Origin of the sequence: Dickeya lacustris (assembly GCF_029635795.1) — a bacterium.
GTDB lineage: Bacteria > Pseudomonadota > Gammaproteobacteria > Enterobacterales > Enterobacteriaceae > Dickeya > Dickeya lacustris.
In genome coordinates this window covers 2,005,049-2,021,829 of record NZ_CP114280.1, presented here as the reverse complement: position 1 = coordinate 2,021,829, position 16,781 = coordinate 2,005,049, and the positions used below count along the sequence as shown (strand labels likewise).

The following is a 16,781-nucleotide window of genomic DNA, read 5'->3' as shown; positions in this document are numbered from 1 at the left end:
GCTAAATCCTTAACGTTGACAGAGAACGGTATTTTCATAATCACGAACGGCTTGCAGCCATTCACCACCAGGCATGACATCCTGTTGCAGGCAGTAGTGTTCCCACACGGCCTGCCAGGGCAGTGATTTTTGCTCTTCCAGCAGCGCCAGACGCGCGGTGTAGTCGCCGTTTTGCTCCAGCTCACGCAGAATGGCGGTAGGTTCAAGCAAGGCGCGTAACAGCGCTTTTTTCATGTTGCGGGTGCCGATGACCCAGGCTGCGATGCGGTTAATCGAGGCATCGAAGAAATCCAGACCGATGTGTACCCGGTTAAACAGTTGATGGCGCACAATTTCATGGGCAATCGCCTGTGTTTCATCGTCAAGCAGCACGACGTGATCGCTGTCCCAGCGTACCGGGCGGCTGACATGCAGCAACAGACGCGGCACGAACAGGCTGGCGCTGGAAATTTTGTCGGAAATCACCTCGGTTGGGTGGAAGTGACCGGCATCCAGACACAGCGCGGTTTGGCGGCTGGCGGCATAGCCCATATAGAATTCATTGGAACCAACGGTGAAACTCTCGGCACCGATGCCAAACAACTTACTTTCTACCGCATCAATGTGGTGGGCCGGGTCGAGTTTTTCAGCGATAACCTCATCCAGCGAGTCCAGCAGCCGTTGGCGGAAGGCCAGCCGGTCTACCGTCAGGTCTTTCATGCCATCCGGTATCCAAATATTCATGACTGACGCAGTGCCCAATTCTTTGCCGAACCAGGCCGAGATGCGGCGGCTGGCCTGACAGTGCTCAATCCAGAAACGGCGCACGTTTTCATCCGGGTGGGACAAGGTAAAACCGTCGCTACTGAGCGGATGTGAAAAACAAGAAGGGTTAAAATCCAGCCCTAACTGGTGCGTTTTCGCCCATTCAACCCAGTGGCGAAAGTGTTCCGGTTCGATGGCGTTACGCGCAACCGGTGTGTCTGACTCCAGATAAATCGCGTGCAGATTAAGGCGTTTTGGCCCGGGGATCAGCCGAAATGCCAGTTCCAGGTCGGCCCGCAGCTCGGTGGCGTTACGGGCTTTACCCGGATAGTTGCCGGTTGCCTGAATGCCGCCGGTCAATGCGCCACCATTATGTTCAAAGCCTGCAACGTCATCCCCTTGCCAGCAGTGCATTGACACCGGGATACTGTCTAACTGACGCAGTGCGGCATCCACATCCACATTGAGTCGCGCATAACGTTCTCTGGCCAACTGCCAGGCGGTGTCTATCGCGGTATTCATACGGTAAGCTCCTCATTAGCCTGGCACAGCGCCTCAAAGCGGCGATAATGACCAGAAAAATCACTCTGTTGTTTGGTATCAAGCCGCTGCGGCAGGAAGGTGTGCAGCGGGAAATTTTCTGTTAGCAACTGGCGAAATGCGCGCTGATCGGCGACATCGCCCAATGCGATTAATTGGCAGCCGATGTTGCCGAGCGTCGAGGCCTCGGTTGGCCCGGCCAGCACCGGTATCTGGCAGACGTCGGCGCACAGCTGGTTGAGCAGCGTATTACAGCTGCCGCCGCCAACGATGTGCAGCCGCTCAAAAGCGCGACCGCGCAATTGCCCTAATGTCATCAGGCCCTGACGGTAGGAGAGCGCCAGACTGTCGAGAATGCAGCGCGCGAGCGCGGCGGTGCTGTCGGGAACCGGTTGCCCCTGTTCGCGGCAAAGCGTGCGCAGCGCCACACTCATTGATTCCGGGTTTAATCAGGCGTGCGTCATTAGGGTTAATCAGGCTTAGAAAGGCCGGTTGCTGCGCCACATCCCGCAGTAGCGCAGGTAAATCGGTGACATGTTGTTCCTGGCAAACGCGCTGCAACAACCACATCCCCATGATGTTTTTCAACACCCGATAGTTTCCGGCCACGCCGCCTTCATTGGTGATGTTAGCCGCCAGCGCCGCGCGGCTGGTCAGCGGCTGCGGGCTTTCCATCCCGATGAGTGACCAGGTGCCAGAGCTGAGATAAGCGCTGTCGCTATCCTGTAGCGGGGCGGCAACCACTGCGCTGGCGGTATCGTGGGTGGCTACGGTGACGACCGGCACCGTGCGGCCGCTGGGGGCCGTCCACTGGCCGACCTGATGGCCGGGTTGTTGAGGGGAAGCCAGCCATTGCGGTGGTATGCCGAGGTAATCAAGTAGGTTGCTATCCCAGTTACCGCTGGTCAGGTTCAGCAATTGTGTGGTGCTGGCGTTGGTGTATTCGCCATGCCATTTGCCCGGTTAGCCGGTACTGGAAATAGTCAGGGATCATTAACAGATGGGCGATTTGTGCCCAGTCAGCCGGGTTTTGCTGGCGCAGGGCCCGCAGCTGATACAGCGTATTGAACGGCAAAAACTGGATGCCGGTCTGTTGGTAGAGCCGCTCGCGCCCAAGCTCGGCGATAACTTGCGCCATCTGTCCATCGGTACGGTGATCGCGGTACGCATAAGGCAGGCCGACTCGCTTGCCATTCGCATCCAACGGCACCATGTCAACGCCCCAGCTATCAATGCCGATACTGGTGAGCTGGATGCCGCGCGCATCAACCCGATGTAATCCATAGCGAATCTGGCGCTCCAGTTCATCCAGATCCCACAGGTGGTGGCCTTGCCATAACCGCAATGCATTACTGAAACGGTGTACCTCTTCCAGCGTCAGACGCCGGGTGTCGGTATCCAGCGTGGCCAGCATCACTCGTCCGCTGGATGCGCCGAGGTCAATCGCTACACAATGCCTGAAAGCCATGCCGTTCTCCCGTGATAGTGCGTGATAGTGCGTAAGAGTGCCCTTGCCCGGACACGTTATGACTGTGAGCTCAGTGTAGAAAAGATAAAGCGGGATGACCTTTTGGTGAGTGCCATCTGTAAAAACGGGTTGGCAAAATGGCAAAGTTGACTGTGAAGCACTTCACAGTTTGGTCGGATAAGCGCCGGGAGACGGGCGTTATGCTTTGTTTTTGTGCCTGTGATCCTGCCCGCATTTCAGCGATTTAGCGGTGCAATCTTGAAAAAATGACCTCGCAGCGGCAATTGCGCGGCGCTATTTTAAGGCGCGGGAGCACGCCTTCTGACTACTATCCTGCCAGGTGATATTCGCAGATAAATGTGGCAGGACAGGAACAGGGGGAAGGCGACATGGCACAACTTCATGGCGATGAGTTTTTTGCTTCACAGGCAGCGACGGTAGCGGTGGAACCGCGTATGCCACAAGGTGCCTTCCCTGAGCACTATCACGATTTTTGGGAAATCGTGCTGGTTGAACAGGGTGCCGGGGTGCATGTTTTTAATGACCAGCCATTTGCGTTATGCAGCGGCGCGGTGTTTTTTGTGCGTGACAACGATCGCCATTTGTTTGAACAGGTGGAGTCGCTGCACTTGACCAATGTTTTGTACCGTTCGCCGCGTGGTTTTCGTTTCCTGTCAGATATCGCCCCGTTTTTACCTTACGGGCCGAATGGCGAATGGCTGGGTCAGTGGCAGGTCAACAGCGCCACGCAACAGCAGGTTAAACAGTTGATTATGCAATTGGCAGCGCTGTCAGCGAGTGATAAGGCAGAAAATGTGGCGACCAGTGAAAGCCTGTTCTTACAAATTCTGGTGCTGCTGAGGCAAAAATGCTTTCGCACCGAGGCTGATGGTAGCGAACAACAAGGCATTCAGGCGCTGCTGGGTTGGTTACAGCATAATTTCTGCGACGATGTTGACTGGGAAGGGATGGCAGAGCGCTTTTCGCTCTCGCTACGCACGCTGCACCGGCAGTTGAAGCAACACACCGGGATGACGCCCCAGCGCTATCTCAACCGGTTACGGTTGCTGGAAGCGCGCCGTCGCCTGCAACAGAGTGATGATTCCATCACGACTATTGCCCATGACTGCGGTTTTAGTGATAGTAATCACTTCTCTACCCAGTTTCGTAAAGCCTTTTCGCTGGCTCCCAAAGCATTGCGCCAACGGATGTGATATACCCCAAGGCGCATACGGGTAACGACTGAGCAATAGGCAACTGAGCAATAGGTGTATGCGCCTTGACATCGCGTGGGTTGAAATTACTGACGGAAGATTATTTTCTTACCGATAAAACAAGAGTAACGGTTGCAGAACGCAGCCCGCAGCCTGCTTTTGGGCTGCATCATCATGACTTTGACGAGCTTGTGATAGTCTGGCGCGGTAACGGGCTGCATCTGTGGAATGATGTGCCCTATCGTATTACCTGCGGCGATCTGTTTTATGTTTCCGCACGCGATCGCCATAGCTACGAATCGGTACACGATTTGGAGCTCGATAACATCCTCTACATTCGTGAGCGCTTAACCTTGCCGACGGACTGGCAGCATCTGCTACCCGGCGCTGACGTGCCGCAGTCGCAGCGTTATTGGCGGCTTGCCACCCATAGCATGGAAATGCTGCGTGAAAAGGTCGAAAACCTGGCGCAGGAGTGCATGAAGTCCGATCCGCTCTCTTTGCAACTCAGTGAAGTGCTGTTGTTGCAAATTGCGCTGTTGGCGCTGCGTTATCGCTATGCGCCAGACAGCACCGAACTGGCTGATGCCCAGCAGCTCGACCTGCTGATGAATGCATTGCGCGCCAGTATCGCGCACCCCTTTCGCCTGGAGGATTTCTGCCAGTTGCATGGCATCAGTATGCGCAGCCTGCGTAGCCGCTTTAAACAGCAAACCGGCATGAGCGTCGCGCAGTATTTGCGCCAGCTCCGGCTGTGCCGCGCCATGGAGTTACTGCGCTATAACCGCCAGACCATCAGTGAAGTGGCCGCTGAATGCGGCTTTGATGACAGTAATTACTTCTCGGTGGTGTTTCATCAGGCGTTTGGCGTGACGCCAAGCGGCTATCGCCAGCGTTTTCAGTCTATCGGCAAAGGCTAGCGGTTAGCGTGTGGTTTACGGAATCGTGGCGGGGATAAATAACCGGTGTAAGCCCGTTTAGTCGGGCTGTCACACCGGTTTAGTGTACCCAGTGCGGTAAATACCCTTAGTACGTCAGACAAGGCTTGCGCTGAGGGTGTCGTTGCTCACCGCAGAGGGGGCGTGCGTTGTGCTGACAACCGGGGCGACGGTGGCGAGCAATTGCCGGGTATAGGGATGTTGCGGCTGATTAAAAATCTGCTCTACCGTACCGCGCTCGACGATATCGCCATTTTTCATCACCACGATGCGGTGACTCATGTGTTGGACTACGCCCAGATCGTGCGAGATAAACACCATCGATAGGCGCAGCTTGTGTTGCAATGCCACCAGTAAGTCCAGTACCTGCGCCTGAGTGGTGACATCCAGCGCAGAGACGGGTTCGTCACAAATCAATACGTCAGGCTCGGCGGCGAGCGCCTGCGCAATGGAAATACGCTGGCGCTGCCCGCCGGAGAGCGAGCGCGGCCTGCGCGGTAGCAGCGTTGGCGAGAGCCCAACCAGTTCCAGCAGCGTGATAATGCGTTGCTGGCGGGCCTGCGCACTGAGATCGCGCCGTAATCGCAGCGGTTGCAGCAGAATTTGCTCAATGGTGAATTGTGGGTCGAATGAGCTGAGAGAGTCTTGCGTGATGGTTTGAATGCGCGCGCGCAGCGGGCGGCGCTCGCGTTCGTTCAGGTGGCTCCACGGCTGCCCTGCCAGTTTCACCGTACCGCTATCCGGCGATTGCAGTGCCAGCATCACTTTACCGAGGGTGGTTTTACCCGAACCGGATTCACCGACAATCCCCAGCGTCTCGCCGCGTTCAACGGTGAGCGACAGGGTGTTGACCGCCGTCATACGGCTACCGTCAGGGCGTCGGAAACTCACTGATACGCCATCCACTTCTAATGCCAGACCATGTGGTCGCTCTGCTCTTGTCAGCGAGGAGAGGTGCGCCGAGGCCTGCGAACCCAGCGGGTTTTCGCCCGCCAGCCAGTGGCCTCGGGTCGCGGCGGTTGGAATAGCCGCCAGCAGTTTACGGGTATAGGGGTGCTGTGGCGAGGAGAGTACCTGCCGCGCATCGCCTTGTTCGACCAGCGCCCCTTTTTGCATCACCATGACGTGGGTGGCGACCTGGGCGACAACCGCCAAATCGTGCGTTATCAGCAATACGCCATGACCGGCTTCGGCCAGCGCCGTAAACAGCTTGAGTACCTGCTGTTGAACGGTGGCATCCAGCGCGGTTGTTGGCTCATCGGCGATGAGCAATTTGGGGCCAGCAGCCAGCGCGGAGGCTATCAGTGCCCTCTGGCGCAGGCCGCCGGAGAGCTCATGCGGGTACTGGGCGGCGCGGTTGATTGGGTCAGGAATACCGACGTCACTGAGTAATTGGGCGACGCGGGCGGCAACGTCATGGCGGCTTGCCAGCCGGTGCGTAAGCAGCGGCTCGGCCACTTCCTGACCGATGCGGCGTAACGGGTCGAGCGACACCAGTGCATCTTGCAGGACGAAACCTATCTCGCGGCCACGAATCTGTTGCCATTGCCGGTCATTCAGGGTGCGCAGGTTACAGCGGCTGCCGTCGTGACGTACCAGTTCGATGACGTTTGCCTGAACCTGAGCGCGTTCACCGGCCAGCCCGACCAGCGTGCGGGCGGTGACGGATTTACCCGAACCGGATTCGCCCACCAGCGCCAGAATCTCACCGGGGTTGACCTGAAAAGAGAGGTGGCGAACGGACTCGACCGGCCCGTGCGGGCCGGGGAATGTCACGTGCAAATCTTCAACGCGCAGCAGCGGGGCGGCTGTCGTCAATGGCGAGTCTGTCTGGCTCATCAGCCTTCTCCTCTGGCCAGCAGGGTTTGCAGGCGGCGTCCCAGCAGCGTAATCGCAATCACAGATAATGCGACGATGCTGGCAGGAAACAGGCTAACCCAGGGGGCAATATCCAGAAAACTGCGGCCATCAGCCAGCAGCGCTCCCCACTCGGCGGTGGGCGGCACGACGCCTAAGCCTAAAAAACTGAGCGCCGATGCAGAGAGCACGGCATTACCGATGCCGATAGTCGCCAGAATCAGCAAAGGCCTAAGCGTATTGGGCACAATATGGCGCAGCACGATGTAGATTGGGCTTTCGCCCAGCGCAATCGCGTGCTCGACATAGCCGGATTGGCGCACTTGCAGCACCTGTGAACGCACCAGCCGCGCATAACCGGCGATACCGGCAAGGCCGACCGCCAGCAGGGTATTTTCCGGGCCGCGCCCGAGTACCGCGATAACCAGCAGCGCCAGCAGCATTTCCGGGAAGGCCAGCATGATATCAAGCAGCCTCACCAGCACCTGTTGCACGGCACGCGGGGCCAGCGCCGACAGCGTGCCAAGCAGAATGCCGCCTGCGCAGGCTATCAGCATTGCGCCAACGCCGATACTCAGCGACAGCGACGTGCCGTACACCACGCGAGTAAACACATCGCGCCCCAGCGTGTCGGTGCCAAACCAATGTCCGGCCCCCGGCGGCTGAAGCACGGCGCTGATATCGATATCGTCGGGTTTTAGTGGCGTAAATAGCGTTGGGAAGAACACGGCCAGCAGCAGCAGTAATACCGCGATAGCTGGCAGCAGCGTGGTGGGGGCGCGCCACGGGCTACGAAAGAAGGCGCTGCGCCAGGCGTTGATGCGCGCCAGTGAAAGACTGTTCATGAAAGAGGTCGTGTTTAACGGTTCACTGCTCATAGGCATTCGCCTTTTTTCGCAAACGGGGGTCGATAATCAGGTATAAGGCATCCACCAGCAGGTTGATGACCACAAATAACAATGCCGAGAGCATCACCAGGCCGAGCACCAGCGGCATGTCGCGGCTTTCAATGGCGTGCAGGGTTATCTGGCCGATACCGGTGCGGCCAAACACCGTTTCGGTGAGCACCGAACCGCTTAATACGCCCGCCAGCAGCGTTCCGGTGAGCGTTGAGGCGGCAAGGGCGCTGTGGCGTAGCGCATGGCGCAGGCGTAACAGGCTTTCACTGACGCCGCGAGTGCGTACCGTCAGGGCAAAGGGCTGTGACAGCGCCTCTTCCAGTCCGTCGCGCAGCACCTGACTTAATAGCGCCGCCAGCGGCAGGCTGAGAGTGATGACCGGTAAGACCAGCGCAATCACGCCGTCGTTACCCATCACCGGGAACCACTGTAGATGAAAGCTGAACACGCTCAGTAGCACAATTCCTACCCAGTAAACCGGCGTACTCAGGAGCGTGAGCTCCAGCCAGGAGAGCAGCGCGCGTAAGCGCTGATTCCGGCCCGCAGTCAGCAGCGCGTTAATGATAGCCAGCAGCAATGCCAGCACCAGCGCACTGAGCGCCAGTTGCACCGTCTGCCCCATCGCCTCTCCGATAAGGCCGATAACCGGCTGGCGGTACTGGTAGCTGGTGCCAAAATCGCCAAGCAGCGCCTGACCACAGTAGTGCAGATATTGTACCCAAACCGGCTGATCGAGCCCGAATTGCTTAATCAGCGCGGTGCGGTAGGCCGCATCCACCACATTATCGCCCCCGCTCAGGATAGCGACCGGATCGCCGGGCACCAGCTTGACGGCAATGAATGTCAGGGTGGCTGCGCCCCAGAGCACAGCCACAATGGTGAAAAGACGCTGGAGGGCCGCGACGGCCAGATTACGGTTTAAGCCAGACATCATAGAAGTTCGGTTTCGCGTTAGTGGCCCAGCTAATGCCTTGCACCTTCTTCGACAGGCCTAACTGGAAGGCTGGCACGAATAATGGCACGGCATACGCCTGCTCTATCAGTTCATGCTGGATTTGGCTGTAGAGCTGCTGGCGCTCGGCATCACCGGCTCCAATCGCTTTTCTCAGCTTGTCATCCAGCGCGCTGGCATGGCTGAAGTTGTTGCCATTCGGCGGAATGTAGTTGGAGTCAAACACGGTACGCAGAATGTCTGGCTCGGCGCGCACAAAGTAGTTGGACGCAATATCGTAGTCATTGCCGTTGGTACGGCTGGTAAAGCCTCCGGCATCCACCGGGTTCAGTTGCAGGTCGATACCGGCCTGTTTCACCTGGTACTGCACCGCCTGGAACAGCGTGACATCAGTGGCTTCCGACGATGCGGTACTGTAAACGAAGTTTACCGTCAGGCGTTTGCCCTCTTTGGTGCGATAGCCTTCGGCATCTTTGCTTTTCCAGCCAGCGTCATCGAGCAGGCGGTTAGCTTTGTTGATATCAAAGCCCCACAGTGAAGCGACTGATTTATCGTAATAAAGCGTCGAGGGGCCGAGAATATTATCAGCCGCTTTTACCGTACCGAAAAACGCCACTTTGGCGGCAGAAGCCGCATCCACCGCGCTCTGAAAAGCCTGACGGACTTTTACGTCCTGGAACGGGCCACGCGAGGTGTTGAGGTACAATACCCGGTTAACGCCGGGGTTCTCGCGCGCAATCAGTTCCAGTTTCGGGTCGCTTTTCAGGCTGGCCGCATTGGCAGGGGGAACGGCGTCTATCGCCAACACCTGGCCGCTGCTTAACGCGCCAAGACGCACGGAAGATTCCGGCAGGTATTTGAATTCGATACGGTCAAGGTACGCCGGGCCAGTGTGCGTAGCGTAACCGGGGCCCCAGTGATAATCCGGGCGTTTTTTCAATTGGCTGCCGCTGCCTTTGACGAACGATTCCAGAATGAACGGGCCGGAACCGACCACCGTATTACTGGTGTTTGGCGTGTTCTTCAGGTAAGTCGCGGACTGAATGCCGAGATACGGCAGGCTCAGACCCTGTAGCAGGGCGGCAAACGGTGTTTTATAGCTTATCACCACGGTGTAATCGTCCGGGGTGGTGATGCTGTCTATCGGCCCCAGCAGCGACTTAGCGTAACTGGAGGTGGTTTTCGGGTCGAGAATGCGCTCAAGGTTGTATTTTACCGCTGCGGCATCCAGTTTGGTGCCGTCGCTAAACGTCACGTCCTTGCGCAGGTAGAAAGTATACCGGGTGTTGTTGTCGGTGATGTCCCAGCGCTCGGCAAGCCATGGTGTAAAGCTATTGTCTGGTGCCTGACCGACCAGCGAGTCCACCACATTGCGCCCCACCAGTGCGGCGACGGAAAAGGCCGTGATAGACGGGTCGATAACCGGGGTGTCGCTGCCAAGGCCGATAGTGAGCGTACCGCCTTGCACCGGGGTGTCCGCCGCGTGAACCGCAGGCGTAGCGGTAATGGTCAGCGCCAGTAATCCGGCGGTGAAAAGGGGTGTGTGAGCCGGTTTTTTATATGTCTTTGATACTGAAAAATATTTTTCCATTCCCTGAGTCCTCAAGCTAGACCTTGTCATAAGGATAGTGGTTATGGCACCACTCTAGGGGGGAATGCAGTGCTATGTAAAAGTATAAAAAATTATTTTTAATGCTTAAAAGAATATAAAAAACACGCTCAGACAGAAAAAACGCCCTAACCCGCATGAGGAAGGGCGCGTTGAAATGTGAGAGTCGCAGGCCGGACTCAGTGCGCGTGTTGTGGATGCCGCACGTCGTCTTCTGACTGACGGGTGAAGCGGTTACGCAAATCACGTCGCGCCAGTTCAGCCACCCAGAAGCAGAACATGTGGCCAAAAATTTCCGAGAAATGTTCGGCAAACGGTTGATCCCACGGCGCAGGCACGGTGCCGAACAGCGGCAACAGTACCACATGGAATACCGCCCACAGCACCAAACCGTAGCATGCACCCTGCCACAGTTTGATTCGCGGCCAGAATTCCGCCACCACGCAATAGAGCACGCTAAAGGTAATTGAAAAACCAAAGTGCATAATAAAGCTCATGATAGGACGCGGATTGCCATTAAATAAATACGTCAGATGCGAGAGATCAAATGACATTCCTAACTGCTGCAATAGCTGTTGCGGCGGATTAGTGAGATCTCTTGCCGGTGTCCTTGGTGGGAACGGTATTTCCCAGCCGAATTTAGCGATGGCGCAGATTATCCCGGCAATAAAGCCAATAATTATCGCCAGTATGATTTTGTCCTTAATAGTGCGAGCCTGCATTTTTATCTCCTTGATATTTTTAATGTAAAAGGCAATCCATGCCGATTTTGTGAACCATTAGAATTGCCATTCTCAATAGCATACGCTTTTCTTTTTAATTATTCGAGAAAAGTGAGTGCATTCATTTTTAAAGCGATATTTATTAGTGATAATATATTTTGTGATTATTTATCTGCGGGGTTTTTATATTTTTACATGTTTGTTGCTGATGGGTTATATATGTAGGGTGAAAATAAATGTACTGATAAATAATGGTATGGATCGAGAATGTGTGCAGCACGGATATAAAGTAAACATCACTGGCTTGCTTTTCCGCTCGACCACATTGAACGTGTGGGCGAGGTATTTCACCAGCGGCCACATGCGGCGGAATACCTCTTCGATGAAAGGTGATGTCATCATCAACGAAGAGGCAATGTGGCCGAATCGGTTAGGGTCTGTTGTCAGACTGGCGCTGTTATCGCGTGTGGCCCAGCCATTCCGGTAAGTCATGCAGCCCCATGGCCTGGCGCACCAGCGTCGGTTTCACGCCCGGCAGCGTATCGGCAAGTTTCAGCCCGATATCGCGCAACAGGCCGCTGGCCGGGTGGCGGCTGGCAAACAGCGTGCGAAACCCTTGCATACTGGCCAGCATCATCGCGGCGCTGTGTTTGCGTCGCCGTTCATAGCGGCGCAGGTAGAGATGTTGGCCGATATCTTTCCCCTGAGCTTGCAGCCGTTTGAGCTCGGCGATTAATTCTGCCGCATCCATCAAGCCGAGGTTGACGCCCTGACCGGCCAAGGGATGAATAGTGTGTGCGGCATCGCCCATCAATACCAGCCGGTGTGCGGCAAAGCTGCGGGCGTAGCGTGCGGTCAGCGGAAAACACTGGCGTTCGCTTTCTGGCGTGCAGCGGCCCAGATGCATATCGAACGTGATGGCCAGCTGTTTTTCAAATTCAGCCTGCGGGGCATGTTCCATTTCTTGCGCCCGTTCGGGCGGCAACGACCAAACAATCGAGCACAGGTGCGGGTCACTGAGTGGCAAAAAGGCCAGAATACCGTCGCCGTGAAACACCTGACTCGCCGTCGCCCGGTGAGGGTGTTCGGTACGAATTGTCGCTACCAGCGCGTGATGGCCGTAATCCCAAAAAGTGAGCGGGATATCGGCGTGTTGGCGTAACCAGGAGTGCGCGCCATCGGCACCGACCACCAGCCGTGCGGTCAACATGCTGCCGTCGTCGAGGGTGATGAAGGCTTCATTTTCTCCCCAGGCCACCTGTTGCAAATGCGCATGGGAGAACAGCGTGACATCGCGCGATTGTGCTGCCTGTTGCCAGAGCGCCCATTGAATCACGTCATTTTCAATGATGTGGCCGAGCCGGGTGAAACCGAGGTCTTCACCACAAAAATGAATCTGCCCAAAGCTGTCTTTATCCCAGACATACATGTTGTTGTAGGGGCTAAGACGCTGCGCTTCAATCAGCGGCCAGGCATTGAGTTTGCGCAGCAGCGCTTCACTGGCAGCGTTGATAGCCGAGACGCGTAGCGCGTGCTCACTGAGGGACGGCGCGCTGACGTCGTGTTTTTCCAGCACGGCGACACGTAAGCCGCTGCCTTGTAAGCCACAGGCCAGCGCCAGACCGACCATACCACCGCCCACGATAACCACATCAAATGATTGCATAGAGAATGAATTCCTGTCTGTGTTAACGCTCGACCCAACCCAGCGTTCGTCGTGCCAGCGCATAGCGCAGCAAGGGCAGGTGGTTCATCGCCATCAACCCCAGATTACGGCCCACTTCCATCGGCAACCGTTGGTTAGAGAACAGTTTGACCAGGCCGTCGGTCAGCGCCACGGTATGGTTTTGATCCGGCAAGCGGCGCTGCTGATAACGCTGCAACACCTGCTGACCGCCGATGTCCTCGCCTTGGCACGCTGCATCGACCAGCGTTTGCGCCAGCGTCATCACATCGCGCAGGCCGAGGTTAAACCCTTGCCCGGCAATCGGATGCAGCGTTTGTGCCGCATTGCCGACCAGCGCCAGCCGATGGCCAATGTGCTTGCTGGCTTTGACCAGCGCCAGCGGGTAGCTGTGACGTGTACCGACCTGTTTAAACTCACCCAGTCGCCAGCCAAACGCACGCTGGAGCTGCTGGCGAAAGTGCGCCTCGCTCCAGTGGTCAATTTCAGCCTGCAGCGATAGCGGGTGGCACCAGACCAGCGCGCTGCGCCCCTGGCTCATCGGCAACAGCGCCAGCGGGCCGTGGGCGGTAAAGCGTTCATAGGCTCGACCACCGTGCGCTTCAGCGGTGGTGACATTGGCAATCACCGCCACTTGCGAGTAGGAAGAGGACTGCCATTCGATGCCCGCCTGTTGCGCCAGCGCCGAGCGTGAACCATCGGCGGCAACCAGCAATTGACCAGTGAGCCGGGTGCCGTTATCGAGCAATACGCTGACGCTTTGCGCCTGCCGCTCGCAAGAGATGACCGTTGCCGGGCAGTGCAGGCGCACGCCGGGAGCGCGTTGCAGCAAGGAGAACAGGCGTTCACCGGCTTCATGCAACTCAATCACATGGCCTAGTGCCGCCAGATGATAATCGCGCGCCTGCAAATGTACCCGACCTGCGTGGCCTTGATCGCTGACGTGAATATCGGTGATGGCCGTTGCCACGGATGACAATGCCTGCCACACGCCTATCGCCGCCAATTGAGTACAGGTGCCTTGCGCCAGTGCGATAGCGCGTGCGTCAAAGCCCGGGTGCGGGTGCTGTGAGGGCTGGTGAGTTTCCACCAAATCGATGGCCATACTGCCGCCGGACAAATGCGACAGCGCCAGCGCCAGCGTCGCGCCCGCCATGCCGCCGCCCACAATGATGATGCTCATGGTGTAATTGCTGCTCCGATGTGGTGGCAACGTCAACTCTTGCTGGCGGCGTTCGCCATCAGCGCTTCAATTTCATCCGGGTCTTTGACTACCGCTGCGGTCAGCACCTCATTACCGTTTGCGGTGATGACGATATCGTCTTCAATACGAATGCCGATGCCGCGATATTGCGGTGGAACGTCAGCATCCGGTGCGATATACAAACCGGGTTCAACGGTGAGCACCATGCCTGGTTGCAGTTCCCGGCCCCGGTCGCTGCTGCCGTAATCGCCGACGTCATGCACATCCATACCCAGCCAGTGGCTGAGGCCGTGCATGAAAAACGCCCGGTGCGCCTGTTCGCTGAATAGCGTGTCAACGTCGCCCTGCAGGATGCCTAAACGGATGAGGCCACGCAGCATGATCCTGACCACTTCTTCATTCACTTCACGGATGCTGCGGCCCGGTGCGAACAGTTCAATGGCGCGCTGTTCCGATTCCAGCACAATGTCATAAATGGCGCGCTGTGCCGGGGTGAATTTGCCATTGACGGGAAACGTGCGCGTGATGTCGCCCGCATAGCCCTGGTATTCGCAGCCAGCGTCGATCAGCACCAGATCGCCATCGCGCAGTGCGCATTCATTTTCGGTGTAATGCAGAATACAGGCGTTTTCGCCGCCGCCAACGATGGTGTTGTAAGCCGGATAGCGCGCGCCGTGGCGGTTGAATTCGTGGTGGATTTCGCCTTCCAACTGGTATTCGAACATACCGGGACGGCATTTCTCCATCGCGCGGGTGTGGGCCAGTGCGCTGATTTCACCGGCGCGGCGCAGGATATCGATTTCCGCAGGCGATTTGAATAAGCGCATTTCGTGCACCCAGGGACGCCAGTCAGTCAGGGTTGGCGGGGCTTTAAAGCCTTTACGTGAGCCGCCGGTACGCAAGGTGTCCAGCGCTGCAAACACCAGTTTATCGGCGTAAGCGTATTCGCCCTGAGCGTGGTAAACCACATCTAAGCCATTAAGCAGCAGATGCAAGTGTTCGCCGATATCGTTAAAGGGCAATGCCCGATCAACGCCGAGTCTGGCGGGAGCGGCTTCCTGACCGAGGCGACGACCAAACCAGATTTCAGCGGTAACATCACGCACGCGGTTAAACAGCACGCTGTGGTGGTGATTTTCATCGCTTTTTACCAGCAGCAGCGCAGCTTCAGGTTCATTGAAGCCGGTGAAATACCAAAAATCACTGCTTTGACGGTATGGATACTCGCTGTCGGCGTTGCGTTGTGCTTCGGGGGCGGCAAACAGGATTGCCGCACTGCCCGGAGCCATCTTGTCCAGCAGGGAAAGACGGCGGCGGAGATATTCTTGTTGGGTCATTACCCACTCCTGAAAGGCATCAATACACTGTTTATCGGTAACGTTTTATCGCTAACTTTACACGCTATCTATCAGCATAACAGCGGTTGCGCTGTTACAGCGTTGCACTGTTGCATGATTGCACTGTTGCAGCATTGCATCAGTGCAGCGTCGGTTTCGGTTTTTCCGGCGCAGGCATCACTGGGCGAATGAACTCGTTATGGCACATGATAGCGGCGACGCGCACATATTCGATAATCTCTTCCAGAGACTGCTCCAGCTCTTCTTTGTCTTCGTCTTCGTCATAACCCAACTGGGCAATATTGCGAAGATCGTCAATGGCTTCTTTAATCTCACCTTTCAGCTTGCCGAGCTGGGGCTGCACAACGCCCAGGCCAAGCAGGAAATGGTTCACCCAACCGGCCAGCGCGTCTGCGCGATCGAACACGCTCACGTCTTCTTGCGTATCATCCGGCAAGAACAACTGGAATAAAAAGCCTTCTTCTTCCAGCGTATCGCGCGTGGCCTGATACAACTGCTGCAAGGGTTGTGACAGCGACTGCGGGAAGGAGAGGCCGTCGTTAGTCAGTTCAACGGTTAAGGTTTTCCAGCTCTCATCATGGTTGCCGCCGCACAGCATGCCGCTTATCAGGCCATGCATTTCTGCGGCAGTCAGGGCAACCTGATGCTGATGTAACAACTGCTCGATGGCTTCGTAGCCGGGAAGTGTATTCTGTATGGACATGCGCATTCATCGTCGTTGGCGGGTGGTTCGTGTTATGCTACCACCAAGCTCCGTTGCGATACCAGCAAGCTCCATCTCCCGATAAGCCATCCGGCGCGTTTGCCTGAGTGACACGGTGGCGATGGCGTGTGCCGCAACGGGGATAAAGGGCTTGTATCTTCGATTTGGGATATATATAGTAGCGCCCGCTTTTTCAGGCCCGGTCACGGGTCGCGCAGCGGTGAGCCTCATGCGGGCGTGAAATGACACAAGGCAGGAAGGTGACATGTCTGCACAACCGGTAGATATCCAGATTTTTGGCCGTTCGTTAAGGGTGAATTGTCCGCCAGAACAGCAGGATGCGCTGAATCAGGCTGCGGAAGATCTTAACCAGCGGTTGCACGACCTCAAGGTGCGTACACGGGTGACGAACACCGAGCAACTGGTGTTTATTGCCGCGCTGAATGTGTGCCATGAGTTGGCGCAAGAGCGGTTGAAAACCCGCGATTACGCTGCCAATATGGAGCAACGCATCCGTATGTTGCAGCAGACAATTGAACAAGCGTTGCTGGAACAAGGCCGTATTACCGAGCGTCAGGGCGCGCAATTTGAGTAGCACGTCTCGTTTTGACAAAAGTACGGTTTTTGGGAGTAACACATCGCTGCCAGACGTGGTAAGGTAGCGGTGAAAGAACAAAATTTCTCTGAGATGTTCGTCAGCGGGCAAGTCCCCTGAGCCGATATTTCAACTTTTAGAATGTAATGCTCCGTGGTTGGTGAGCACGCTCGGTTCGCCCGAGAAGCCTTAAGACTGCGACGTTGCGTTCACCTTGAACCAAGGGTTCAAGGGTTACAGCCTGCGGCGGCATCTCGGAGATTCCCTCTTTCTTTTCTCGTTATCATCGCCTCT

At 56.6% G+C, this 16,781-nt stretch carries 13 protein-coding genes, 1 other RNA gene and 1 pseudogene; 4 read left to right on the top strand and 11 right to left on the bottom strand.

The annotated features are described in order from the left end of the window. Positions 1–9: 9 nt before the first annotated feature. Together O1Q98_RS09155 and rhaB are read right to left on the bottom strand one after the other, a co-directional pair. Positions 10–1,266: an L-rhamnose isomerase gene (locus O1Q98_RS09155; protein ID WP_125258139.1), complete on the bottom strand. Its 1,257-nt coding sequence runs from the start codon at positions 1,264–1,266 to the stop codon at positions 10–12. After that, positions 1,263–2,752, bottom strand: a pseudogene (gene rhaB, locus O1Q98_RS09150) (rhamnulokinase). Before rhaB ends, O1Q98_RS09155 begins: the two are co-directional and overlap by 4 nt. 389 nt (positions 2,753–3,141) lie before the next feature. Between rhaB and rhaS the strand changes: the two are divergent. Further along, positions 3,142–3,966 carry an HTH-type transcriptional activator RhaS gene (gene rhaS / locus O1Q98_RS09145; protein WP_125258141.1) on the top strand — a complete coding sequence of 275 codons (825 nt, stop codon included), beginning with the start codon at positions 3,142–3,144 and terminating at the stop codon, positions 3,964–3,966. Positions 3,967–4,031: 65 nt separating this feature from the next. Continuing rightward, entirely contained in the window at positions 4,032–4,886 is an 855-nt protein-coding gene (gene rhaR, locus O1Q98_RS09140) for an HTH-type transcriptional activator RhaR (RefSeq protein WP_125258142.1), read from the top strand. A 114-nt stretch (positions 4,887–5,000) separates the two neighbouring features. On the opposite strand, the gene O1Q98_RS09135 is transcribed toward rhaR, so the two are convergent. The 9 genes from O1Q98_RS09135 to O1Q98_RS09095 form a co-directional block, all read right to left on the bottom strand. Then, positions 5,001–6,743 (bottom strand): dipeptide ABC transporter ATP-binding protein, encoded by a 1,743-nt coding sequence (locus O1Q98_RS09135; RefSeq protein WP_125258143.1) that lies wholly within the window; start codon positions 6,741–6,743, stop codon positions 5,001–5,003. Then, positions 6,743–7,639, bottom strand: coding sequence for an ABC transporter permease (locus O1Q98_RS09130; protein WP_416232399.1), 897 nt, complete (start codon positions 7,637–7,639; stop codon positions 6,743–6,745). Before O1Q98_RS09130 ends, O1Q98_RS09135 begins: the two co-directional genes overlap by 1 nt. Beyond that, positions 7,629–8,594 (bottom strand): ABC transporter permease, encoded by a 966-nt coding sequence (locus O1Q98_RS09125; RefSeq protein ID WP_125258144.1) that lies wholly within the window; start codon positions 8,592–8,594, stop codon positions 7,629–7,631. The genes O1Q98_RS09130 and O1Q98_RS09125 overlap by 11 nt, the downstream gene beginning before the upstream one ends. Then, entirely contained in the window at positions 8,572–10,203 is a 1,632-nt protein-coding gene (locus O1Q98_RS09120) for an ABC transporter substrate-binding protein (RefSeq protein WP_125258145.1), read from the bottom strand. The genes O1Q98_RS09125 and O1Q98_RS09120 overlap by 23 nt, the downstream gene beginning before the upstream one ends. A gap of 197 nt (positions 10,204–10,400) precedes the next feature. Further along, positions 10,401–10,943 carry a YagU family protein gene (locus O1Q98_RS09115; protein WP_125258146.1) on the bottom strand — a complete coding sequence of 181 codons (543 nt, stop codon included), beginning with the start codon at positions 10,941–10,943 and terminating at the stop codon, positions 10,401–10,403. A gap of 457 nt (positions 10,944–11,400) precedes the next feature. After that, positions 11,401–12,609, bottom strand: a complete 1,209-nt coding sequence (gene ubiI / locus O1Q98_RS09110) for an FAD-dependent 2-octaprenylphenol hydroxylase (protein ID WP_125258147.1) — start codon at positions 12,607–12,609, stop codon at positions 11,401–11,403. 22 nt (positions 12,610–12,631) lie between these two features. Next, positions 12,632–13,810: a 2-octaprenyl-6-methoxyphenyl hydroxylase gene (gene ubiH / locus O1Q98_RS09105; RefSeq protein WP_125258148.1), complete on the bottom strand. Its 1,179-nt coding sequence runs from the start codon at positions 13,808–13,810 to the stop codon at positions 12,632–12,634. Between the two features lie 32 nt (positions 13,811–13,842). Continuing rightward, positions 13,843–15,168: a Xaa-Pro aminopeptidase gene (gene pepP, locus O1Q98_RS09100; RefSeq protein WP_125258149.1), complete on the bottom strand. Its 1,326-nt coding sequence runs from the start codon at positions 15,166–15,168 to the stop codon at positions 13,843–13,845. Between the two features lie 139 nt (positions 15,169–15,307). Further along, entirely contained in the window at positions 15,308–15,892 is a 585-nt protein-coding gene (locus O1Q98_RS09095; protein WP_125258150.1) for a YecA/YgfB family protein, read from the bottom strand. 265 nt (positions 15,893–16,157) lie between these two features. Between O1Q98_RS09095 and zapA the strand changes: the two genes are divergently transcribed. Then, the gene (gene zapA, locus O1Q98_RS09090; protein WP_125258151.1) at positions 16,158–16,487 is read left to right on the top strand and encodes a cell division protein ZapA; all 330 of its coding nucleotides are present in this window, start codon (positions 16,158–16,160) and stop codon (positions 16,485–16,487) included. 82 nt (positions 16,488–16,569) lie between these two features. Then, a non-coding RNA gene (gene ssrS, locus O1Q98_RS09085) (6S RNA) lies at positions 16,570–16,752 on the top strand. The last annotated feature ends 29 nt before the right edge of the window (positions 16,753–16,781 follow it).